The organism is Methanosarcina sp. WWM596 (assembly GCF_000969965.1).
Taxonomy (GTDB): domain Archaea; phylum Halobacteriota; class Methanosarcinia; order Methanosarcinales; family Methanosarcinaceae; genus Methanosarcina.
The window spans coordinates 3,800,750-3,823,428 of the sequence record NZ_CP009503.1 but is presented as its reverse complement, the minus strand read 5'-3'; the positions used below and the strand labels follow the sequence as shown (position 1 = coordinate 3,823,428).

General features: G+C 40.8%; 21 protein-coding genes and 1 tRNA gene. 11 read left to right on the top strand and 11 right to left on the bottom strand.

Annotation, left to right across the window (positions count from 1 at the left end):
- Window positions 1-412: 412 nt before the first annotated feature.
- Complete coding sequence (locus MSWHS_RS21095; protein WP_197073969.1) at window positions 413-568, bottom strand: PEP-utilizing enzyme; 156 nt, start codon at window positions 566-568, stop codon at window positions 413-415.
- 349 nt (window positions 569-917) lie between these two features.
- Between MSWHS_RS21095 and MSWHS_RS16760 the strand changes: the two genes are divergently transcribed.
- From MSWHS_RS16760 to MSWHS_RS22110, 7 genes are all read left to right on the top strand, one after another.
- Window positions 918-1,589: a flavodoxin family protein gene (locus MSWHS_RS16760; RefSeq protein WP_048128300.1), complete on the top strand. Its 672-nt coding sequence runs from the start codon at window positions 918-920 to the stop codon at window positions 1,587-1,589.
- A gap of 49 nt (window positions 1,590-1,638) precedes the next feature.
- Entirely contained in the window at window positions 1,639-1,857 is a 219-nt protein-coding gene (locus MSWHS_RS21815; RefSeq protein WP_231585499.1) for a hypothetical protein, read from the top strand.
- Window positions 1,811-2,326, top strand: a complete 516-nt coding sequence (locus MSWHS_RS16755; RefSeq protein WP_369798995.1) for a DUF169 domain-containing protein — start codon at window positions 1,811-1,813, stop codon at window positions 2,324-2,326. Before MSWHS_RS21815 ends, MSWHS_RS16755 begins: the two co-directional genes overlap by 47 nt.
- A gap of 197 nt (window positions 2,327-2,523) precedes the next feature.
- A complete protein-coding gene (locus tag MSWHS_RS16750; RefSeq protein ID WP_048128301.1) occupies window positions 2,524-3,366 on the top strand; it encodes a fumarate hydratase in 843 nt (280 codons plus the stop codon).
- Window positions 3,366-3,992 carry a FumA C-terminus/TtdB family hydratase beta subunit gene (locus MSWHS_RS16745; RefSeq protein ID WP_048128303.1) on the top strand — a complete coding sequence of 209 codons (627 nt, stop codon included), beginning with the start codon at window positions 3,366-3,368 and terminating at the stop codon, window positions 3,990-3,992. The genes MSWHS_RS16750 and MSWHS_RS16745 overlap by 1 nt, the downstream gene beginning before the upstream one ends.
- 319 nt (window positions 3,993-4,311) lie before the next feature.
- Window positions 4,312-4,797 (top strand): RNA-guided endonuclease IscB, encoded by a 486-nt coding sequence (gene iscB, locus MSWHS_RS21810; RefSeq protein ID WP_231585498.1) that lies wholly within the window; start codon window positions 4,312-4,314, stop codon window positions 4,795-4,797.
- A 94-nt stretch (window positions 4,798-4,891) separates the two neighbouring features.
- A complete protein-coding gene (locus tag MSWHS_RS22110; protein ID WP_255350461.1) occupies window positions 4,892-5,023 on the top strand; it encodes a hypothetical protein in 132 nt (43 codons plus the stop codon).
- Between the two features lie 690 nt (window positions 5,024-5,713).
- On the opposite strand, the gene MSWHS_RS16735 is transcribed toward MSWHS_RS22110, so the two are convergent.
- The 4 genes from MSWHS_RS16735 to MSWHS_RS16720 all read right to left on the bottom strand — a co-directional run bounded on the left by MSWHS_RS16735 (window position 5,714) and on the right by MSWHS_RS16720 (window position 10,788).
- Complete coding sequence (locus tag MSWHS_RS16735) at window positions 5,714-6,556, bottom strand: ABC transporter ATP-binding protein (RefSeq protein WP_369798954.1); 843 nt, start codon at window positions 6,554-6,556, stop codon at window positions 5,714-5,716.
- Between the two features lie 25 nt (window positions 6,557-6,581).
- Window positions 6,582-7,787, bottom strand: coding sequence for an ABC transporter permease (locus tag MSWHS_RS16730; RefSeq protein WP_048128305.1), 1,206 nt, complete (start codon window positions 7,785-7,787; stop codon window positions 6,582-6,584).
- Between the two features lie 55 nt (window positions 7,788-7,842).
- Window positions 7,843-9,141, bottom strand: coding sequence for a COG1361 S-layer family protein (locus MSWHS_RS16725; RefSeq protein WP_231585497.1), 1,299 nt, complete (start codon window positions 9,139-9,141; stop codon window positions 7,843-7,845).
- Window positions 9,142-9,411: 270 nt separating this feature from the next.
- Window positions 9,412-10,788, bottom strand: coding sequence for a sodium:alanine symporter family protein (locus MSWHS_RS16720; protein ID WP_048128307.1), 1,377 nt, complete (start codon window positions 10,786-10,788; stop codon window positions 9,412-9,414).
- Window positions 10,789-11,283: 495 nt separating this feature from the next.
- Here MSWHS_RS16720 and MSWHS_RS16715 point away from each other — a divergent pair, with 495 nt between their 5' ends.
- Entirely contained in the window at window positions 11,284-11,502 is a 219-nt protein-coding gene (locus MSWHS_RS16715; RefSeq protein ID WP_052722764.1) for a winged helix-turn-helix domain-containing protein, read from the top strand.
- Window positions 11,503-11,792: 290 nt separating this feature from the next.
- Window positions 11,793-12,197, top strand: a complete 405-nt coding sequence (locus MSWHS_RS16710) for an ACT domain-containing protein (protein WP_048128309.1) — start codon at window positions 11,793-11,795, stop codon at window positions 12,195-12,197.
- A gap of 256 nt (window positions 12,198-12,453) precedes the next feature.
- On the opposite strand, the gene MSWHS_RS16705 is transcribed toward MSWHS_RS16710, so the two are convergent.
- The 4 genes from MSWHS_RS16705 to nikR form a co-directional block, all read right to left on the bottom strand.
- On the bottom strand, window positions 12,454-13,674 hold the full coding sequence (locus MSWHS_RS16705) for a calcium/sodium antiporter (protein ID WP_048159449.1): 1,221 nt from the start codon (window positions 13,672-13,674) through the stop codon (window positions 12,454-12,456).
- A gap of 174 nt (window positions 13,675-13,848) precedes the next feature.
- Window positions 13,849-14,475: a GNAT family N-acetyltransferase gene (locus MSWHS_RS16700; protein WP_369798953.1), complete on the bottom strand. Its 627-nt coding sequence runs from the start codon at window positions 14,473-14,475 to the stop codon at window positions 13,849-13,851.
- Between the two features lie 394 nt (window positions 14,476-14,869).
- Window positions 14,870-15,439, bottom strand: coding sequence for an N-acetyltransferase (locus MSWHS_RS16695; RefSeq protein ID WP_082088104.1), 570 nt, complete (start codon window positions 15,437-15,439; stop codon window positions 14,870-14,872).
- A 387-nt stretch (window positions 15,440-15,826) separates the two neighbouring features.
- Window positions 15,827-16,249 (bottom strand): nickel-responsive transcriptional regulator NikR, encoded by a 423-nt coding sequence (nikR, locus tag MSWHS_RS16690; RefSeq protein WP_048128313.1) that lies wholly within the window; start codon window positions 16,247-16,249, stop codon window positions 15,827-15,829.
- 689 nt (window positions 16,250-16,938) lie between these two features.
- Between nikR and MSWHS_RS16685 the strand changes: the two genes are divergently transcribed.
- Entirely contained in the window at window positions 16,939-17,724 is a 786-nt protein-coding gene (locus tag MSWHS_RS16685) for a peptidylprolyl isomerase (RefSeq protein ID WP_048128315.1), read from the top strand.
- Between the two features lie 150 nt (window positions 17,725-17,874).
- A tRNA-Ser gene (locus tag MSWHS_RS16680) sits at window positions 17,875-17,960 on the top strand.
- A gap of 326 nt (window positions 17,961-18,286) precedes the next feature.
- Here MSWHS_RS16680 and MSWHS_RS16670 read toward each other — a convergent pair.
- Window positions 18,287-18,502, bottom strand: a complete 216-nt coding sequence (locus MSWHS_RS16670) for a hypothetical protein (protein ID WP_156148148.1) — start codon at window positions 18,500-18,502, stop codon at window positions 18,287-18,289.
- Between the two features lie 418 nt (window positions 18,503-18,920).
- Entirely contained in the window at window positions 18,921-22,673 is a 3,753-nt protein-coding gene (locus tag MSWHS_RS16665) for a hypothetical protein (protein WP_052722763.1), read from the bottom strand.
- Window positions 22,674-22,679: the final 6 nt, after the last annotated feature.

Genomic DNA, 22,679 nt, shown 5'->3' with positions numbered 1-22,679 from the left:
AGAAGACCATCAACATCTCCATGAGCGTTAATTCGGGCTATACCATCCCTACTGAGTTCTGTCCATTCGTCCGTTTAGGTTTAACATGACATCAGTTTCGGCTTTACATGAATACGAACTTGGTACAGTGGATTTATTCAAAACCTATCGAGCCAGATGGTAAACTCTTGGAAAATGGTTGCTTGGTTTTCACATACCTTAATCTAATATAATATTAGACGATGGTACATATGAAGGCAACGCATATCAAAAATTATGTTGAGGAAGTTGACGCTTATATCCCATGAAATTAAGATTTCATGGGTTTTACACTTCTTCCTATAAAGGGATTAGGTTTCTAGGGTTCTGTGTAGTCTTCGAAAGAAAAAATAGAAAAAAATTGAGTGAACCGGATTTTTCAGGCCGCCCACTTTTACACAGTAAACATCTCACTCCAGAACCTGTACAAAGCCCTGGTACCATCAACACGTACATACTGGCCTTCTTTTAATATTCTGGTGACATTTTCTATGCTGACAACGGAAGAAATACCGTATTCCTGCGCAATGACCGTGCTGTGTGTCACCATACCCCCAAGAGAGCGTAGAATATATAATTTTTTAATTTTATTTATCATTTTATAATAAGGATTTTGAAAGAATGCCGTGACTCCCTCTATTAAATGTGGTCTTCTGCCTCCTGAGAACAAAACGTTTTATACCCTTTTATAAATACCAAAGAAATCTACCCGCTTAAAATATAAAATTTTCATGAAGATTTTGGTAGTCCATTTAAAAGACTCCCCATTATTCAAAGTTTACCTATTATTCTACTTCTGTATCTTCGTAATTTCCCCGACCGAGAGTACAATAAAGTTTTAATTGAATACAATACTGTTATTTTTGTAAAAATTCCGTAAAAATAAAGCGAGGGAAACCATGAAGGTAGTCGGAATATCATCAAGCCCAAGAGGCAAAAACAGTAATACCTTAAAACTGCTGGATGCAGCCCTGGAAGGAGCCGCAAAAGCAGGAGCCGAAGTTGAGTCTATTGATGTTGCAAAATTAAAGATCAAATACTGCACAGCATGTAATACCTGCCAGGAAACAGGCGTATGCTCAATAAAAGACGACTATAATGGTGTGCTGGAGAAGCTGCTGGATGCAGACGGCATAATCTTTAGCAGTCCCAATTACATAACAAATGTAACAGCCCAGCTCAAGACCCTGTTCGACAGAAGTCCACTTGTTATTCATGAACAGCTCTTTGAAGGGAAATACAGCCTTTCCTTAACAACTGCAGGCAGTGATGAGCTCGATTTTGTCCTTCGCATTATGGATAATTTTATGATACACTGCGGAGGCAATGTCATCGGAGGAGTGGGATGTTCAGTAGCACGGGGTCCCGAAGCAATGGAAGAAGCCCTTGAAAAATCGCGTGAAATGGGAAAAGACCTTGTTGAAGCGATAAAAGATAAGAGAAAATATTCAGAACAGGAAGCTGTACATCAGGCATGGAGAGACCATTTCAAGTATGTTATCCTTGCCAATAAAGACAACTGGACGCACAACTGCAATTACTGGATCGAAAAAGGCTGGATTAAAGAATAAGATTTTCAGGCTTGGTACCGGGAAAAGTGATACAATGGGGAAAGCTGCGATGTTAAGCGTTGAAGACATGGGGGAAAAGCTTTCCGAAGCCGGCAGGCTAAAACTGCGCCCTCTCTGTGTCTATGGCACGAATGTGCTTCCAGAAGGAGCAGTTCCATCTTACACGGTAGACCGCTGTGTAGCAAAAACAGTCTATACTGCCGCCCTCTTGAAAAGGCACACTGGACTTCCGTGGGGGTGCTGCAGAACATCTGAAAGCAACTCCTGAACTGTTCGATGAGCAGAAAGAACGTGCAGGGAAAATTACTTCTCACGGAAAATACACAGTTATTGTCCCATGTAACGATGAAGTTCCATCTGAAGCTGTCAGAGCCTTTATCCTGTTCGCGGGCGCTGAACAGATCCAAAATCTTTGCGGGCTGGCTCAATTCAGCAACTCTGATCCTTTCTTCAGGACGATAATACCCGGAGGACCGGTCTGTTCCACAATGATTGCTTTTCCGGCAGGTATGGCCGAAAATGCTCCAGAAGGCTCAGCTTATGTCGGGTCTGTAGATCCGACAGGGAACCCCTGGCTTCCATCCGATTTGATAATTATGGGCATCCCTGCAGGGCTTGCGCAGCAGATGGCAGCCGACCTGGAAGAGTCCTTTATCTGCAAACAGAGCAGGATAGCATATCCTGAAAACCGTATTCTCATAAAGCCTCCTGCTACAGATACGCCAAAACAAAAATGAAACATGGTCTGAAATAAAATGTCCTGGCATATGCGGAGGATACGAAATTATTTAATAAAAGAGCCCAATTCTCAGAAAGTCCGAGATCTATTCGCCAGGCGTTCGGAATTAAAACCCCTCTCCTGCGTTTATTATCGACTAATCTTACGTTCATCTTCTAACTATCATCAATCCATTTTAGCAATTTTGGTGGTCTTTTGTCTTCAAAAATTAACCGTGAAACTTTTATAAGGTCTATTGCAGACCTTCTCAGAAAAGCAGAAATCGATCTTCCCGCTGATGTGGTTGACGCTCTGAAGAAAGCCGAAGCTCGGGAAGAAAGCCAGGTTGCAAAGTCCCAGCTTCAGGCAATCCTGAAGAATATCGAGCTTGCAAAAAATCATGGAGTTCCCATATGCCAGGACACAGGTATCCTGATCTTTTTTGTCGAACTTGGAACAGAGTTTCAGCCAGGCTTTGACCTTGAAGCCGCAATCCGGGAAGCTGCTGTCCTCGCAACCCGAGAAATCCCACTCCGCCCGAATGCTGTGGACCCCCTGACCCGAAAAAACAGCGGGGATAATACCGGCGCAGGAATCCCTGATATTAACTGGAAACTTGTGCCCGGAAAAGAGCTCAAGATCACGGTCGCTCCGAAAGGTGCGGGTTCAGAGAATATGAGCGCTCTCAGGATGCTGAACCCGACCGAAGCAGGCAGTATCAAAAACTTCGTGCTCAAAACGGTGATTAATGCAGGTGGAATGCCCTGTCCTCCCCTGACTCTTGGTGTAGGGATCGGAGGTTCCTTTGACAAAGCCGCCAGGCTTGCAAAAGAAGCCCTGCTTGAACCCCTCGACACTCTCATGAACGAGTTTGAAAAGGAAATCCTTGATGCAGTAAACACCCTCGGGATCGGCTGTATGGGCCTTGGAGGCAGCACAACCGCCCTTGCCGTGCATGTGAAAACCGCAAACTGCCATACGGCCTCCCTTCCTGTTGCCGTAAACATCCAGTGCTGGGCGAACAGGCATGCTTCAGTCGTGTTCGGAGGGGAAGAATAATGGAGTATCATTTACAGACCCCGTTGAAGATCGAAGATATAGAGAAACTCAATGCTGGAGACATTGTTTTTATCTCCGGAGAGATCCTGACAGCCCGGGACGAAGCCCACGCCAGAATTCTGGAAATGAAAGAAAAAGGAGAAGAACTTCCTTTCTCCCTTGAAGGGGCAGTTATCTATCACTGCGGCCCCCTTATGCAAAAAACAGGAAAAGGCGAAAAGGAAGAATGGAAAGTCGTCTCCGCAGGCCCCACAACCAGCGGCAGGATGTCAAAAATGACTCCTCCTCTCCTGAAAGCTCATGAAGTCCGGGCAATTATCGGAAAAGGTGGAATGAAAGGAGTCGCAGGCGCACTGAAAAACAGGTGTGTCTACCTTGCATACACTGGAGGATGCGCCGCCCTTGCCGCAGAACTGATAAAAGAGGTGAAAACCGTCCACTGGCTTGACCTTGGTATGCCTGAAGCTGTCTGGGTGCTAAAGGTTGAGAAATTCGGACCTCTCATTGTAGGAATCAATACAAAAGGGGAAGATATTTTTGCAGAGGTCAGAGAAAAAGCTGAAAAAGTGTTTGCAGAAATGAGGAAGTCAACTACCCCTGAGCTAAAGACTCAGGGGCATGTTTAACAAGCCCTGGTTGACCAGATCACCGATAAGGAGCTTTGGAAGATCGGTAAACGATAGGAAAAAAATAATTACCTTGAATGTCGCTTCAGTTTAAGGCTCTAAGGATGCCGGTTAAACAGTCCTGAGAGGTAGGGACAGTGCTTGCATCGTTAAACCTTTCCATATCAGATCAAGAGGAGGACGAATTCCGGAATTGACTTGTTCCAACTTCACGAAGTTGAAGTCCTTCCAACTACGCTGTAATACTCCAACTTCACGAAGTTGGAGTCCTTCCAACTACGCTGTAATACTCCAACTTCACGAAGTTGGAGTCCACAATTTGGATACGCATAACTCTTCGGATGAAGACTATATGTTAGTTTTCGTAATCAATCAAAACAAAAAACCACTAATGCCCTGTAAACCTTCAAAAGCCAGAAATTTACTGCAAGCAGGCAAGGCAAAAGTGGTCCGAAATACGCCATTCACAATTAAGTTATTTTTCGGAAGCAGTGGGTATACTCAACCTGTGACTGCAGGGATGGATACCGGCTCTAAGGTAGTGAGCTGTGCAGCCATTGCTAACGGAAAAGTGTTGTATCAGTCCGAAATTTACCTGAGAGAAAACGTTTCAAAAAAGATGCAACAACGGAAGATGTACAGGAGAACCAGAAGATGTAAAAAAACAAGATATAGATCTGCAAGATTTGATAACCGGGGAAATTCAAAGAAAGAAGGAAGATTAGCTCCTTCTATCCGAAGCAAACTTGAAGCTCATTTCTGGGAAAAGAGGTTTGTGGAATCCCTGCTTCCTGTAACGGCATGAAAGGTAGAACTTGCTTCCTTTGATATTCACAAAATAATAGATCCAGAGGTTTCCGGAAAAGGATACCAGGAAGGGGACCTTAAAGGGTTCTACAATGTCAAAGCTTACGTTCTGGACAGGGATAGCTACACCTGCCAGCACTGCAGGGAAAATCAAAGGATTCCTGGCTGCATTGCCATCATATCGTTTTCAGATCAAACCAGGGAACAGGTACCGGAAAACCTGATAACGCTCTGTGGAACCTGTCACAAAACCTGCTCAATGGATAATTCAAACTCTCAGGAAACAAGTCAAAAACAAAACATGCAACTGAAATCGGGATTCTAAAATCCCAAATCCGGAAATCCGGCTGGAATTTTGCAGAGACTTTCGGATACGAAACCAAGTACAGGAGAGAGCAGGTCTTGAAGTTATTAAAAACACATTACTTTGACACAAATGGGGTCAAACAGTATATTTTCGCTAATTTTGACAAGATCAATAGCTTGATTGTAACAAGAATGAGTGAGATTTCGTAGTATTTATAATAATGTTTTTTTGTATTGATGTTATTTATCAAACTCATTTTGGCTTAAAATCAAGGAGATAATTCTCTGAGATAAGTGGATACTATCAAAATTGTAGATACAATTTAAAATTTTATACAGATTTCGATGTTAGTTATGAATTTTCATTTTTTCAAATTAGATTGTATCTCAGCAAGGCGTTTCTTGTAACTTTGCACTGCATAAGTTGTAAAAATATGCCAAAGTTTGGTATTATTTCTGCGCCGTAGAGTCTAAGAAATACACCCCTTAACCCGGAGATCGGTTTTGAATCCCTGCATTATAAAACGCCTCCACCAGCTTGCCTGGCAGCCCTGAAAAAAAAGCACTTTTTAAGTAGAATACTTTTTTGTTCTCGTTCTTCCCGTTTTTTATTGCTCTAACATCCCGTCCTTTAACCTGATCACCCTGTCAGTATATTCCGCGTGCCAGTCTTCATGCGTAACCATTACGATTGTCTGCCCCAATTCGGTGTTAAATTTCTTGAAAAGGTCTAGAACTTCCTTGGAGTTTTTAGAATCCAGGTTGGCGCAGGGTTCGTCGGCGAAGAGGATGACAGGGTTGTGGGCAAGCGCCCTGGCGATGGAGACTCGTTGCTGCTGGCCGCCGCTCATTTTGGAGGGAAGCTGGGAAAGGCGGTCGCCAAGGCCTACGGCCTCCAGGATTTTGGCAGATGCTGATTCGTATTCTGCTTTGCTTTTGCCCTGCATCATAAGGGAGATGAAAACGTTTTCAGAGGCGGTGAGTTCGGGCAGAAGGGCATAGTCCTGAAAAACGTAGCCCAGGTTGTGGAGACGAAATCTGCCTTTTTCCCTGTCGAACATCAGAGAGGTATCGGCACCGTTGATGATGACTTTCCCGGAGTTGGGGGTATCGAGGAGACCGAGCTGATTTAAGAGGGTGGTCTTTCCGGAACCGCTTGGACCCATAATAGCAACAAATTCTCCGCGCTGGATTTTTAAGGAAATACCGCGGAGCACCCGTACTTCCACTTCACCCATCAGGAAGGTTCGGACAATATCAATGCCTTCGATGATAATGTCTACGTTTTTTTCATTGGGTGTTTTCACTGCAATTTCAATTCCAGCTTCTTTTTTTCGATCGGGCATGTTTTCAGTTCCAGTCTCAATGTTTTCCTTTCCAGGCTCATCTTCTATTTCTTTTTCCATTTCTTTTTCCATTTCTTTTTCCATTTCTTTTTCCATTTTATCCATGCCTTAACCTCTCTTAACCTCTTTCTCATTTGCCCCAGATCAATTCCAGGAGGTCTTTTTGCGTCAGTGTGTAGGCAGGGATAACGGAGCCAATGATTGAGGCAAGGAAGAGGAGGACTGCACGGTTTATGGCTTCGGCATCGTCCAACTTCAGGCTCATGCTGCCGAGAGGTATGTCCACCGGGTGTGCTGCGGTGTAGGGGGCGAGCCCAAAACGCATGAAAATGAATCCGAGGATGACGCCAATTCCCGCGTAGAACATGGCTTGGAGCACAAAGGAAGCTATGATTACGTTCTGCTCTATCCCTATGGCTTTCTGGACTCCAATTTGCCTCTTTTTGTTAACGATGTTTACATAGATAACTACAAAGATGATCACGAAAGCTATCAGGAGACCGATCACGTTCATTATGTCCCGAATCATCCCAAGGGTGCTTTCGATCAGGCGGAGAATCCCTGCGAATTCGCGCCAGGTGCGAATGTTTTCCCTGATACCCAGAGAGAGGAGAGCCGTCCGGGTCTCATACTCATCCGTGCCTTCTGTTGTCTTAACAGCTATTTCCTGGGCAAAGTCTCTATTCTGTACGCCGAGCATTTCTTCCAGGTCCGCCCTGCTGATGTAGGCCCCGGCATCGACCATGAAGTAGCGGGTTGTGTAGATCCCCTTAACTCTGAACTCCCGGGTTTTGCCGTTGATTGTGATTTCCACCGTATCTCCCACTTCTACGCCACCCAAAGACCTTGATTCCATCAGGGCTCCAAAGCCGCCCGAAACTTCCCTGCCCAGGATTACCTCCCCACGGTCGGGCCCGCTCAGGAATTCCCCGCTTATGACGGCATCTTCGAGGTCTGTTACAAAGTTTTCATTCTCAGGATCAATCCCGTAAACCGTGACTCCCATTTCCTTTTCCTTGTAGTGGAAGTTCCCCGAGGTCTTCAGGCGAGCTGAAGTCCCGACCACCTGGGGAAGGCTTTCGATCTTCTTCTGGAGAGCTGATGCGTCCTCTATATAGCGTTCCTCTTCCCTGGGTTCGACCACGACGTTTCCGGTCTGAAAGTCCACCATAAGCTCGTTAAACTTGAGCGTGACCCCGGCTAACATGCTCGAAAAGAGCACAAGCTGCACGAAGATAAGGGTCAGCACAATGACCGTAAAGATTGTGATCCCCTTATTGCCTCTTGTTATGGTTCGGCCGGCAAGGAAGAAGGAAACTTTCGCTTTTTCAAGCATAATCAGGTGTCCTGCTTGGTTTATTCTGCTTCTAACTTTATTTTTAATGTGTTCTTTAGAGCTTTCCTTTCTTTTTCATGTAGAAGACTGTGGCTGCAAGAATCAGGACTGCTCCCAGTATAATGGGGATAATGCTCCCCTTCTGTCGGTCCACATTGAAGGTCAGGTCCTCGCTAAGCTGGTGCTCCCCGAAATCATCCTCGTATTCTACAAGCAGAGTTACTTCCTGGTATCCTGCTTTATCCGGAATGAAGATAAAGACTGCCGGGGCATCATCGTCTTTTTTCAGGCGTCCCAGGAAGGCTTCCGTGCTTCCCGAGCCTTCAAGCCCTTCAAGGTTGGCTTTCACGAAACGGGCTTCTCCTTCCCCTACATTTTCAAGCCGCAGGATCATGGAGACCTGCTGCCCTTTAACAGGCATCTGGGGATCGAATTTCAGGCTTGCAATGTTAATATTCGCCTGGTTCAGCACATTGACCCCTATTTCCTGGGCCTTGTTGATCTGGAAATCCTCGGCTTCGTTTGAAGCTGTGATCCTTAGGGGGATCTTGTAGGGCTGCACCTCTGCGTTACTGCCTAAAAGGAGTTTAAACGACAGGTTCTTAGAGCTTCCGGCTTTAAGGCCCTCAAAGAAACGGACATTGTCTTCGAGGGGGATAAGGGGAGAAGAACTGTTTAAGTCCAAGATAACCCTGACATTTTTTGCATTTCCGTTCCCTGCATTCTTAACCGTAGTCCGGAGGTAAAAGGCCTGTCCCGGGACCAGGGCATCAACCGAAGAGTTCTCTTTGTTTGTCGGAGTGATTACAGTCCCCGTGAGCACAATGTCAGGGTTTCCTTCCACTCTTATCGGAATCCTTTTCGAAAAGCTCACCCCGTCCCCGTCTACTATGGTAAACTCAAGCTGGCGGACTCCCGAAGTCGCCCTTTCGTCCACCCTGAAGTGGAAGTTAAGCTCTACTTTTGCGCGCTGCCTTATCTGTTCAATTTGAAAGACGCGCTCGGTGTTCGTCCCGGAACCGTAGACCTCTGAGGTGCTGTAAGTGAAAATAAAGGGATCTAGTTCCTCAATTCCTATTATCACATTTTCAGCAGGGTCGTTTCCGGTATTTTCTATGTTGATTTTTATGAGCAGATCTTCTCCGGGCCTGGCAGGGTTGGGGGTTATTTCCGAAACATACACCTCAAGATGGGTGTTTCCGGAGACCACAACCGCAGAAGCTGTAGGAGTCAGGAGGGTGGTTATCATCAGTATAGCTGCAAGAAAACAGAAGGCAGCTGTAGGAGATGTATCTGTTTTTATACATTTCTTCTTCACAGCCCGGATTTTTAGTTCTTGATGGGTGGACTTCATGGGCAACAATCCTTTTCTGGATATGAATTTTATAGGTAACAATCTATTGGAGTTGCTTATAACCGTTACACTTTATTTGCAACCTTTATCAGGTTGTATTTTTCATTCCTCAGATATCATTCTTTATTCCTCAGGTTTTATTTTTTATTTCTTAGGTTTTATTTCTCATTCCCCAGGTTTTGTTTTTCATATCTCAGATTTTATTCTTCATTCCTCATCCGGATTTTTATTCAAGCCAGGTTTCGGGTTTCCGGTTTAAATGGCTTGATTTTAGTCTTCGACCCCCCAATTCTCAAAATATTTTCTGGTCTCAGCTACAACAACCTTTCTCAACGCAAGGAGGGCTATCAGGTTCGGGATAGCCATCAGCCCGTTTACTATATCTGCCAGAATCCAGATAACGTCAAGGGTCAGGAAGGCTCCGGAGGCAACAATGAAAATGTAAAGGACCTTATATGGAAGAATTCCCCTGACCCCGAAGAGGAATTCCGTGCAGCGTTCCCCGTAATAGTTCCAGCCTATGATGGTTGTAAAGGCAAAGAAGATCAGGCCCACGGTCACGATGTAGCTCCCGAGGTCTGAGAGCACGGTGGAAAAAGCGTAGCTGGTCATGTAGGCTCCGGCAAGGTCCCCTGTCCAGGAATCCGTCATGATCAGCACAGTTCCGGTCATGAAGCAAACTACGATTGTATCGAAAAAGGTCCCTGTCATGGAGATCAAGCCCTGTTTTGCCGGCTCTTTGACCCTTGCGGCTGCGGCTGCTATGGGTGTACTTCCGAGTCCCGCTTCGTTTGAAAAGATCCCCCGGGCAATTCCCATCCGGATTGCAAGCATCATCCCGGCTCCAAGAAAGCCACCTTTTGCTGCGGTATCGGTAAATGCAGAACTGAGAATCAGAGAAAATGTTGCGGGAATTTTGTCAAGGTTCAGCCCGATAATCACAAGGCAACCCAGCACATAAGCCACTGCCATAAAAGGCACCATGAACTGGGCGACAGCCGCAATCCTCCTGATCCCGCCAAGTGTCACAAAAGCCACAAGCAGGCTCAGCACGGCTGCAGTCAGGATTTCAGGGATATTAAAAGCAATCCGAACCGAGTCCACAATTGCGTTTACCTGGGGAAAAGTCCCTATCCCGAAAAGTGCCACATTTACCCCGAAGATAGCAAAAAGAGGGGCAAGAATTTTACTATACTTTTTATGGCTCAGTCCGTTTTTAATGTAGTACATGGGACCCCCGGACATCTGCCCGTTTGCGTCAACTGTCCTGTATTTGACTGCCAGCAGGGCTTCGGAATACATGGTAGCCATCCCGAAAAAAGCGGCAAGGAACATCCAGAAAAGAGCTCCGGGCCCCCCTATCTTGATTGCAGTTGCCACCCCCACGATGTTTCCGGTCCCGATCGTTGCCGAAAGCGCCGTACTGAGCGCAGCAAAGCTTGAGACGTCCCCCAGAACTCCGGCTTCATATTTTCTTGAATTCAGGACATATTTGAGAGCTAGAGGCAGCCTGAAGATCTGGATCAGCCCCAGGCACCATGTCAGGAAAAAACCTGTCCCCACAAGCAAAATTAAAAGTGGAGGCCCCCAGACAAAGCTATCTATCTTTGAAAAAACATCAAGTACATTCATACCCAGCAAGTTCATCAAGACCAGCTCCGGTTAAAAGATTAATAAACGATTACCCCACTAATTATTTGTTTAAGGTTGGTATAACGTTGATGTCATTGTCTTCCTTATGCGGAATATTATTCTGGAATTTTAATCAAAATTATATATAGTCTATTATATTTAATTATGTTTAAGAGGCCATTTTCAAGAAGGCTTTTATAATTGCTCAAGATAGCATATACAACAATAACATATTGATTAAGAAGCATATGTACCATAATCTCAAGAAAATCTGCTCATTTTGGGGGATGTATAAAGACCACGGGCAGTAATGACCAGGGTTATTTGCAACAGAGGACAGATATTCTTTATGGAGGACATGGAATCTGGTTCCGGGCTTACGGTGTATTCCAAAATGAAATTTTCTGGGTTTATTTCCTTAATAGTTTTCATAATATGTATATTCCACTAACCAACACAAAATTCTCAAAAACAGCAAATTGTAATCAAAAATAAAAATCGGTGATAAACATGGTTGAGTATATGAATCTAAAGATCGGGGAAGCTGCAGGAGTGCTATACCACAGGCTGGAAGAAGGGGAATGTAGCCTGAACCAGATAAAAACTCATCTGGGCGCGAATGGCTTTGATTCCCAGATTGCTTTGATGGCTATTGGCTGGCTTTCCAGGGAAGACAAGATTAGAGTCAACAGGGAATCTAAGCGGTGGTCTGTCCAGTTGAATAAATAACCTTCGGCTAAAATAACCACCGCTACTCCCTGATTAATTGGTTGATATCATTCGGAAATGCTCGTAAATTGCATCTCGAGTTCTTTCTTTTCACACTCAGCTCTCCACTTGAACCCACCTACTTGAGTTGATAAAAAAGAATTCAATAGTCTTACTGGAAGCTCCAATACTAAAAATATCAACCATGGAGCAGGAGACAACCAGATTATCCCATAAAGTGATGATATACTTCTGACAATGATGTTTCTTAGTTAATCGTATACTTCTACATATTGAATTCGGAGCCCGAAATGAAGCAAAATAAACTCACTTTAAGTATCCTTGAAGGAAGGTTTGGAGTCTGCAAACTGGAAACAGGCTCTGAAATTCCTGCATGGGTGTGTGGGAGCAGTTTCTATTCGATTACGCGAACTCTTGAAGAACTTTCCGTCGTCTGCCAGGAAAGCAGTATTCCTTCAAATATTCCTGCAGGTACCCAGGTTGAAAGGGGCTGGAATTGCCTGAAAGTTGAAGGACCTCTGGATTTCGAGCTGACAGGAATCCTTGCAGAAATCAGCAGGACTCTGGCTGATAAAGGCATCAGCATATTTGCCGTTTCAACGTATGATACTGATTATATCCTAGTAAGGGAAAAAGACCTGGAATATGCAGTAAGAGCCCTTTTAAAGGAAGGCTACGAAATTCAAAAACCTTGAATTCGACGAAGAAAACTATCTTTTCGAATATTATTTCCTAGTGATCCTTACTAATAGGTCGATATTATTCCGGTAGTTCCGAAAATAGAGTATTTCAGTTTTTATTTCAGTTGCTTTTACTTGTTGGTTTATTCAGACTGGCAACATTAAGACTGGCAACATTAAGACTGGCAACATTAAGGGCAACATTAAGACTGGCAACATTAAGGGCAACATTAAGACTGGCAACATTAAGGGCAACATTAAGACTGGTAACTCATCCAAGGCGGAAGATAAAAACCATGAATCCGGAGTAGAGAAGGAAAAGAATAAAACCTTCAAACCTTTTAATTCTCCAGCCTGTTCTGATAAAGAGGAGAAGCAGGAGACTGATGAACAGCATGAAAGGTGTTATATAATAGACACTGATTTCGGTTACTGTGAGGGGGTAGACAAGCCCCGAACAGCCCAGAATCAAAAGAGTATTCGTGATATTTGACCCTATAACATTTCCAAGAGCTATGCTGGCATAGCCGCTGCGAGCTGCAGAAACCGTTACCATCAGTTCAGGAAGAGAAGTCCCGATTGAAACAAGGCTTACACCGATAAGAGTATCCGGAACTTCCAGAATCTGGGCAAAAAACATTGACTGCCCTATGAAATACTTTGCTCCGATTATTATAGCAAATCCGCTTGTGACCAGTTTGAGAAACTCTATTAAAAGGCTGCCTTCAGAAAGATTCTCAGTTTCATTTATTATTTCAGTTTTATTTTCGGCTTGAATCTCAGTGCAAGTTTTATCTTCTGCCCGAATCTCAGTTTCATTTTTGGCTTGAATCTCAGTGCAAGTTTTATCTTCTGCCCGAATCATTTCTTCTGTTTTAGTTTCTCTTTCTGTTTCTTCATAGCTCTCTTTTACGGCTTTCTTAATAATTTTTTCTTCCATTCGTCCTCTGATACCTGTTTCAATCCTTGCTTTTAAATCGAAAATATACTCAAACTTAAAAAAATAGTTCATAAATTCTTTGAAGTATATATCTTCTTCGTGTTTTTTTACCTTGTCAAGCAGGAACAGAAGATAGACAATGTATAGCAAAAGAAAAATTAAGGCCTCGATCCTTGAAATCCTGAAGTTCAGAACAAATAGCAAAAAAAGAAAGATGGAAAATAACATTATATAGCCGTCTCTTCTAAGCATTAGCTCTTCAGTACTCACATTGGACAGAAGGGCAGCGGTACTCACGACCAGTCCTATATTTGCAATGTTTGACCCGAGTACATTGCCTATAACTATTCCACTTGCGTGTTCGAATGATGCTGTCAGAGAAGAGGCAAGCTCGGGCACAGATGTTCCTATCGATACCAGAGTTAGCCCGATTATAAACTCAGAGACCCCAAACCTCTTAGCAATCCAGGACGAAGACATTACAAAAAGGTCTGCTCCCTTTACAAGCAGCAGTAGCCCCCCAACAAAAATAAGGGCGTTAATTAAGTACACATTAAACTGTGAACTCGAATTTTATTTAAACATATCCTTTAAGCTGCCGTATCTGAAAAAATGACAATAAATGATAACCTGTAAGAAAAGGACAATATCTCATCAGGTGACGCTTTTCTGAAATTAGACACACATGCAGGAAGAGGTCAATTTTAAAAATAATTAATAATTAAATCAGGCAAGTTTTAACTCCATTGTATAGCATGTCTCTTCCTTCCCACATACATTATCTATTTTTTGTATGATTTGAAAATCCATATTTTCATATAGTTTTATTGCAGGAGTATTGTTTACATTTACAAACAGGAGAACAGAGGATATTCCATTCAACCTCATTTCCTTTATACTTTCTTCCAGAAGCTTCCTACCATATCCCATTTTCTTGAATTTGTTGTCAATTGCAATTGAGTAAATTACGGATTTCTTTTTTAGCCCTCTGAACGAAAGTTCTGGTTTCAGGTAGTATATGCAGTAGCCTGCAATTTTGTCCTGGCTTTTAATTACGTAAAATATTTTACCCAGTTTCTTTGAATATCTTATAAGATTTTCCTGGTTCTCACTATCAAATCCCTCTGCCTGAATTCTAAGAATCTCCGGGAGCATGGTTTCATCTACGGGCACAATATTTTCCTTTTCGGTTTGTTTCCATTTTTTTAGAAGATAAACTCCGATGGAATCCCGCAGCAGTTTCATAAAACTCTCAAGATATGAAACTAATCTCATGTAAATTTGTATGGGATCGATAATTTGTGTGGGATCGATAGAATCACCTTTAAGCGCAAAACCATTAGTAATTCTCAATGATTTTTGTCGTTGCTGTTATTGAAAGAAACTCTTTCTTTTGCCGCTACAGATATCAGGTTATAATCAAAGGCATACTTGACTGTAATCAAAGGCATACTTGACTGTAATCAAAGGCATATTTGACTGTAATCAAAGGCATACTTGACTGTAATCAAAGGCATATTTGACTGTAATCAAAGGCATACTTGACTGTAAACCGGATTTTTATTTAGATGTGCCCTTCAGTTATGAATTTCCATAAAAGTGGCTATAAGGAGGGTATGCCACACAATATTCTGAAAGTTAGTATTATATAAAAATGCTTTTGTATAATACATTTTCACTGAGAATACCCTTATTAGGTATTGGCTATAAGAAAAGCACTTTTTAGTGGAAATTCATAGAGATTAAATCAAAAAAGTTTCAGTTCCATTTTGTAGCATATCTCTTTTTGTCCACATACGTTTTCTACTTCTTTGACTATCAAGAAGCCTGTTTTCTCGTATAATTTTATGGCAGGAACATTTTTTATGTTTACGTACAGGAGGACAGATAATACTCGATTCAGCTTCATCTCCCTGATGCTTTCTTCCAGGAGCTTTCTGCCAAATCCCTTGTTTCTGAATTCACTGTCAATTGCAATCGAATAAATTACAGATTTTTTCTCAAACCCCCGGAATGAAAAAGCCGGTTTCAGGTGATATATGCAGTAGCCCATTACCTGATCATGACTTTTAATTACATAAAAAACGTTTCTGAATTTCTTTGAATATTTTATTATTTCTCCCTGCCTTTTATGTTCAAATCCTTCTGCCTGAATTCTAAGGATTTCCGAAAGCATGATATCTTCAACAGTTCCAACATTTTCTTTATCTATCCGCTCCCATTTCTTTAAAAGAAAAATTCCTGCGGTATCCCATAGTTTTTTTTTAAGCACTTTTAAAAATAGATCTGGTCTTACCTGGATTTTTGCAAGATCCATATATACCCCTAGAACTCTGGCTTTAATAAGCTTTTTGGGAATCAACCAGGTTGCCTGAAACTTCGCCGGTCATTCTAAAAATTTGAATTTAAGAAAAATTATTCCAGAAACAGCACCAGTTGCCATTTAGAAAAAGTTATGGAGAAGACCCAATCCGTAAAAAAGAAGTAAAGTCACTTTCATTTTCGTCTTAGAAACTGCAAAGTATTGGAACTGAATGAACTAAAACAACTATTGTTATAAAATATCCAGATGAATTGGATATATATTAGTTATATTTTAATTCCGGGCCTATATAAGATTAAAAAAACCCTATCATAAAAACAGTCAATAGATAAGTTTTAAGTCATCTGTGCAATAAGATAAGTTGATTTCAGTTTTCCTTGTTCATTTTGTTCTCTCTTCAGGCACGGTTGTTAATCTGGAGTGCTTAACTCCCTTTAAACTAAGGATTTTTTCAGCCAGGTCCACTATTTTTTCTCCGTCCCCTTCGAGGATTATCACTTCAAAGCAAAGATTTTCTTCCATATTGAAATGGACTGAAGAGTTTATCAGATCCATATGGTCATGTTGAATTTCTGCCAGGGTACTTGTTACACCTTTTTTTGAGCAGTCGTATACAATAGAGATGGTTGCAGTCCTTGTACCTTTAATCTGCTGCATCCATTCATAGTGCTGGTTATATGTTCTGATGGCATCCCTTATGCCTTCAGAACGTGAAGAGTATCCTCTCTTCATAAGGGCTTTATCAAACTTATCCAGAAGCTCCCCAGGAAGGGAAATCCCTATCCTCATAAGTTTTTTTTCCATACACCTCTCCTGAAAATGGAATTTTTTCTATCAGATTTTCCTGGCTTCAGGCGTTTTACTTATGAAAAATCAAACAGGTTGACCAAATAGATTAAATCCACTATATCTCCAAATCCCCATTAAATATTAGATCCAAGGTTATATTTAACACTTTATTGTATTCGGAATCATAAACAGTAACAAGATAAATATAATTGTAATCTGGAATTATGTTTGATTCAGAAGATATTTATGGCTGGAGTAGCTGAAATAGCTAAGGAACCTTATCTCAAAAAGTCGAACGGATTCTCTGGACATAACTCTCATGAATAGACCGGTTAAGACAAAGGTATTCTTGCCGGAACCTCTGTCCCTGCCTGACAAAGCTGCGAAAAAAGTCATTTTTGCCTCAGAAGGCAGCTTCTATGACGAAAATGAAAGTGACTTCACCTCCTTATTACAGGTCGAATCTTTTCCATAACATACTCTAAACGGCAGCAGGTGCTGTTTCCTGAACAATTTTTCTTAAATTCAAATTTTTACAATGACCGGCGAGGTTTCAGGCAACCCTGTTGAGTCCCAAAAAGCTTATTAAAGCCAGAGTTCTATAGCGTGAAACGCGTTTACTCTGAAAGTTCAGGAATTTAACTGATAAAGGATAATTTCCTTGCTTATCAAATTTAATTAATTTAATAGAAGAGTTGAGTATTATGGCAATTCAGAAAGGCGATTTCATAAAGTTAAACTACACAGGTAGATTTGAAGACGGCAGGATTTTCGACACAACAGACGAAGAGCTTGCAAAAAAAGAAGAGATCTTTAATCCCCAGGGCCTTTACGGCGGAGACGTCGTTATTGTCGGGGCAGGGCACACAATTCAGGGGCTTGATGAAGACTTTGATGGAAAGGAAGCTGGTTACTCCGGCACAGTTTCAATCCCTCCGGAAAAGGCATTCGGTCCTAGAAACCCCACGCTTGTAGAAACTGTTTCCATAACAAAGTTCCAGGACAGAAATGTTCACCCTGGGCAGCCTGTTGAACTGGACGGCAGAAGAGGAGTTGTCAGCAGGGTCATCGGCCGTAGGGTCACTGTAGACTTTAACAGCCCCTTTGCAGGCAAGACCGTTAACTACGAGTACAATATTGAAAAGGTCCTTGAAGATAATGTTGAAAAGATCCAGGGTCTTCTTGCTCTCTATACTGGCATTCGTGACACAGAAGTTGAAATTGATGACTGTGTTGCAAAGATCAATGTGCCCACAGGTCTTACCTTCAACCAGCGCTGGCTTATGGCAAAGAACAGAGTAGCAACCGAACTCTTCAAGTATGCCGATCTCAAAGAAATTCAGTTCATCGAAAAGGTCACCGCCGAAGCTGAAGTCCCTGCACCTGCAGAACCTGAAGTAGAAGCTGAAACCGAAGCTGAAACCGAAGCTGAAGCTGAAGCCGAAACCGAAGCTGAAGTTAAAGAAGAGCCTTCAGAGTCCCAGGAATAATTTTTAACTGTAATTTACAGAGCAGCGAAGAGTTCTTTCTCTTCGCAAATTTTATATATAATAATCAGGTTCTCTGTATACGCTCCCCGGATATCAGGGCGATTTGCCAGGTCCTATCCGAAAAGCCAGTAATATTTATATCTTCAACATGCTGAGGTAGCCCAGCGGACCACGGCGCCGGTCTTGAAAACCGGTAGTGCTCACGCGCTACGGGAGTTCGAATCTCCCCCTCAGCGTCAATTCTTTTTCTGGTCTCTTTTAAATATTGTCTCTTTTTATTCGTTTCTTTTCTAATGTTTTCTCGAATAGTTGCGGCAATTAAAGAAACAGACATTTTTATACTCATATTCTGAGTTCAGGGATACTGTATCAGTGGTGTTATAAGTGCCGAGGTATTGAGAGCCTGATTCAGTCACCTGATATAAGGAAAATTCCTGAGAAGGGTATAAGTTAAGGTCGCTGAATGTTACGTTAACATCTGCAGCCATTGCAGAGCCAGGAAGGAATAAAAGAAGAAGCAGAGGAATAAATAAACGGGAGGGATTCAAGAGAAGCCCCCCTTTTAACGGCGGCCAAAACTAAGCCCTGTGCTTATCGCCCCCAGGATATCATCAAAGAACCTGAGACAGAACATTGCAATTCCTATGGTCATCATAGGGCCAATTGCAGCAGAGACCATATCTCCCATAGCTGGGAGAATACCGGTTATTGCAGAAATCGACTCAGTAATAGCAGTTGTGTTTATTGCTGCAGATGCGTTAGCAGTGAGTACTGCCACACCTCCGGATACTGCGGTAGCAGATTTCAGAGCTACCGATTTGATGTTTTTTCTGGAAAACTTTTCTTTAAATTTGGAGATCATAAAAGGTAATTAACTAATGGGATTATAAAAAGGAAATATAAATTAAGTGAAATAAGATAAATAAGTAATTTTACTTAAAAATTGAAAAAAAGATATGTATGTTACTTACTAACAAAAAGCAAGAAAAAAAGCCCGGAAAAAACGATAGCAGCAAAAATAACATGCTTTTTGAGGTTGGGACCTGGACGGATCCGGAGACCTGAGAGATGCTCAGATACCATATGGAATTATCAAAAATGAACAATAATCGAGTTCCGTGTCATTGAATTTAGTTCTGAAACTTTTATTAATTTACGAAGAAACCAGGTTTTGGGATAAATTCAATAACAAAATCTCAACTAATAATCTTTCTAGAATGAATTAGATGTTCACGAAGATAATAAGCTTCAGAAGAACCTGTTTCAATAATTGCATCTATCAACAATTTACAGGCTTCATGCAAACTCTTTGTCAATGGTTTAGTATTATCAAACAATAAGAAACGGCTAATAGTTTTTTCTAAATAAAAAACAGCATTTTTTGAAAATATCTCTGTCCCTCCTACTTCATTTTGATGTTTTGAGAGTATATGGAGACCTGAATTCAAGAACAAATCGGGATAATAATACATGAGTTTACTCATCGATTCAAAGACATCAATATTGGTTCCAGCACTTTGAACAAATTTTTCAATTTCTTTCTTTCCAGTTTTAATATTGTCATATTCATTATCAGCATATTGATGTGACATATCGGCAAAGAGCATTCTGCGAATTAAATTACGCTTATTTTCTAGTTGCTTAGTTTGATGTTTATTTCTAGCTAGATTAATAGCGATATTTTGAATCGTTTCAGATAATAGATTCCAAAACCACCAATAACGTTCTTTTTGACCCCTTTTCTCTCCTTCTATTTGAATATATAATAATATCAAATCTAAGAAGTTAGGAGCTTTGTCACATCCTATCTTTAAAAGTTCCAAAAATGCCTGTTCAACTGTTGAATCTGAAGCATTAAACAAGTAACCTGCGAATATTTCAGCGAACTTCATTGGAAGATTGTAGGGCATTCTGATTTCAGGTTCATGCTTACTAATATGATTTTGTTCTCTTGCTTCATTTTCAATCAAGAGCTCAAGAACTTGTGAGAGAAGTGAAATATGAGTGGAATCAGATGAGCCTTTTGGAATTATTAAAAGTGGAACTAACAAATGATGTGGAGCATGGGAACGGAAACTAATGTTGTTAATTTCTGCTTTAATGTGTTTATTTGCAATTTTGTCACGGAAAGAATCAAGTTGCATATCAAAATCAGTATTTGTATCTTGCTCGATGCAACTGGCAAGGATATACTTTTCTTGATATTTCAAAGTAGACATTAAACATGCGTATTCAATAGTACCCAGCATACAATTTTGAGCAAATTCGGCGTCTTTTGTCCACATAAATTTTCTAACACCATTTGCAGCGTTAATTCGAACATTTTCATTTGCATGTGTAAGCGCTGTAGCAATAGTTTTCTTTAAAAAAAGAATGTCTTCGCTTTCCGATACAAAGTCTAGAATAATTGGGAGAACGGAAGCGGATGCAGCATCTCCATAATGATCAGTTTCATCGGCTGATTGTATATTATTTGTTGCATCAGCGTTCATTAAAACTGTTTGAATTATCAATCTGATGCACCATAATAAGTCATCCTCATCCATTTCGCTTGAATAATCACGTAAGAAAATCACAGCTGCTTTAACTATACTACCATAAAGCACACTGTCAAAAGTACCAACATTTTTATCATCTAAGAATTTAGCTAAGTTTTTAGCCTCTATTAACGCTTCTTCCCAACTCTCATAGTATATTGCGTCAAGTGGTTCTTTTTTGAATGTCTTTGTAGACCATAAAAATAATGCAAATATTCGATTGTTTAGTGAGGCCTTTCCCTCTCCTTTTTTTTGGATAATTTCAAGGTCTGGATCCAAATTTGATGGAGTAAATATAATTCGGCTATTTTCCGCGTCTACTTCTGGCTGCCAACCTCGAGTATCAATCCTGTGCAAACAAAAACGCCAATTTTCATCGTCATTACCTCTAGATCTAAAATCATCCAATATAGCAAAAATATCTTCCTTTAAATCTGAAAATTGAAGACGAGTAATTAATGTTTCTAAATTTTCTTTTCTCCAAGGTTGTAGAGCTGCAGCACGCCTTTCTTCAAGATAAATAGAGGCAAGTGGATCAGGTCCCATTGCAAACCAATTTGGTTCCTTATCCACCCGTTCAAATATTGAACGTTTTAAATCTAAACCATAAAGCTCAGGAGTTCTCAATAGTGGTAATACCACCTTACCAAGCTTGTCATGAAATCCTAAAGAGACAGAAGCTAAAACAGAAGTTGTCAAAACAGAGTTACTATTCCTAAGAACGTAATCAAAAACCCATTCAATATTTTCTATAGATTTTGAGTACTTTGTGTAATCAATCAACCAATTTTCCAAGGCCATAAGAGCAGATTGTAATAAATGTGGTACTACGGATTGTCCACGATAGCCTAACCACAAGCGTTCTGAACAGTATTGTTTAACTAGTCCTCCGTCATTAAGAATAATGTCTATCTGTTTTACTTCTGATTGATCAATATCTATAGGTATAGACATAGATGAAAGTCTTTCAAGTGAATCTAAATCTGAATTAGCATACCTTTCAGCTGCTGTGTTGAATAGATTTACTATAAAATCTATGCCTTTCCTTGGATGATACTGAAATAGCCATTTGAAAGGGCCCTTTGCCCCACTTGAAGGAAAGAAATTTGATTCTGTTCTATATTGATGGAGGCCAAAACATTCATCCACATCTCTATGATAATATGCGTATTCATCTTGATTGTCTATTAATTCATCAACCTTTAACCATTCATGCTGAGCGATTTTGATTACTGTATTGGGTGCATGTTTACATAAGAATATCGTTGTCATTCCTGTAAGAGACAAATCAACCAACTTGTCAACATAAAATGGTCGGCAGTTAATTTGGTCTTTGTTAAATAAATCAATTTCAAGCATTTCATTGAATTCTTGTGTAATAGTTGGAACAACTTTAATGATGATGTCAAGCAATTTTTTTTGTTCATCTTTGCATATGTATGAATTTTTTATGGTATTGAGCAAATAAAGAGATAGCAAACCCGCCTCTCGAGATATTGACGGTAAATCTTTATCTATATGAATTAAAGAAGACCAGTCAGCTAGGATAGTAGATACGTGTGGAATAAGTTCCTTTGGAAGATTTTCTTTATTTTCAAATAAGAAGTGAATAATAGACTCCCATCCCTTTCCTTGAGGTTTGAGATAAAGAGTTTTCAAAAAACCCAAACTTCTAGTCTCTTTAGTAAACATTTGATTCATTAAATTCTGGTCAGGTGATTTACAAGAAACACGAAGGATAAAACAAAAACGTTTTAAGAGACTACAATTATTCTCTAAAAGAGATTCTTTCAGTTCATTAAGAAATTCACTCGGTTTTTCGCTAAGTAGTACGGCAGTAATAGTTTCATCCTGCCAAAGTTTCTCTATTTGTTTATTATTCAATATAGAAAGAATCAAATTATCGATGCTTTCACCATACTTTAATTTTTGACAGAGCCAAATCCTGAAAGCTCTATTCATGGCCGGTTCGCAACCAATTGCATTAAGAAATACATTGATATTCCCTGTACTGTCTTGGAACTTAGTGTCAATGTATCTTTCAAGTGCCCAGTCTTCTAAAACGTCATGAGCTGGACTAACTAGATTATTTGCGGCATCACGTTGAATTAAATTGTCTTCTTCAAGTTTTAGAAGAGCCTCAGAATCCAATCCTATGCTTGGAATACTATAAACCATTCGTTTTGCACGTCTAACAGAGACTTCAATAAATGTTTGCTGTCTCCTTAAAGGCATACCATTTAATCGTTCAGATTCCTTTGAAATTACTTCTCTCCAAACAGCACTCTGAAACTCTTTTTCACCGTCACCAATTGAGAATTTTTTTCCAGTCCTAGCAACTCTGAATGCCAAATCTGCATAAAATGGACATTTTAGAAGGGGCTTTAATGACTGATTATTCGCAAATGGCATTAAAAT

What these genes read in the sequence shown, in the direction of transcription:
- MSWHS_RS16685 (WP_048128315.1), top strand. Translation starts at nt 16,939, where the DNA reads ATGGCAATTCAGAAAGGCGATTTCATAAAGTTAAACTACACAGGTAGA.
- MSWHS_RS22110 (WP_255350461.1), top strand. Translation starts at nt 4,892, where the DNA reads ATGTCAAAGCTTACGTTCTGGACAGGGATAGCTACACCTGCCAGCACT.
- nikR (WP_048128313.1), bottom strand. Translation starts at nt 16,249, where the DNA reads ATGGAAAAAAAACTTATGAGGATAGGGATTTCCCTTCCTGGGGAGCTT.
- MSWHS_RS16715 (WP_052722764.1), top strand. Translation starts at nt 11,284, where the DNA reads ATGGTTGAGTATATGAATCTAAAGATCGGGGAAGCTGCAGGAGTGCTA.
- MSWHS_RS16735 (WP_369798954.1), bottom strand. Translation starts at nt 6,556, where the DNA reads ATGGATAAAATGGAAAAAGAAATGGAAAAAGAAATGGAAAAAGAAATG.
- MSWHS_RS16665 (WP_052722763.1), bottom strand. Translation starts at nt 22,673, where the DNA reads ATGCCATTTGCGAATAATCAGTCATTAAAGCCCCTTCTAAAATGTCCA.
- MSWHS_RS16710 (WP_048128309.1), top strand. Translation starts at nt 11,793, where the DNA reads ATGAAGCAAAATAAACTCACTTTAAGTATCCTTGAAGGAAGGTTTGGA.
- MSWHS_RS21095 (WP_197073969.1), bottom strand. Translation starts at nt 568, where the DNA reads ATGGTGACACACAGCACGGTCATTGCGCAGGAATACGGTATTTCTTCC.
- MSWHS_RS16725 (WP_231585497.1), bottom strand. Translation starts at nt 9,141, where the DNA reads ATGAAGTCCACCCATCAAGAACTAAAAATCCGGGCTGTGAAGAAGAAA.
- MSWHS_RS16730 (WP_048128305.1), bottom strand. Translation starts at nt 7,787, where the DNA reads ATGCTTGAAAAAGCGAAAGTTTCCTTCTTCCTTGCCGGCCGAACCATA.
- MSWHS_RS16760 (WP_048128300.1), top strand. Translation starts at nt 918, where the DNA reads ATGAAGGTAGTCGGAATATCATCAAGCCCAAGAGGCAAAAACAGTAAT.
- MSWHS_RS21815 (WP_231585499.1), top strand. Translation starts at nt 1,639, where the DNA reads ATGTTAAGCGTTGAAGACATGGGGGAAAAGCTTTCCGAAGCCGGCAGG.
- MSWHS_RS16695 (WP_082088104.1), bottom strand. Translation starts at nt 15,439, where the DNA reads ATGGATCTTGCAAAAATCCAGGTAAGACCAGATCTATTTTTAAAAGTG.
- MSWHS_RS16720 (WP_048128307.1), bottom strand. Translation starts at nt 10,788, where the DNA reads ATGAACTTGCTGGGTATGAATGTACTTGATGTTTTTTCAAAGATAGAT.
- MSWHS_RS16745 (WP_048128303.1), top strand. Translation starts at nt 3,366, where the DNA reads ATGGAGTATCATTTACAGACCCCGTTGAAGATCGAAGATATAGAGAAA.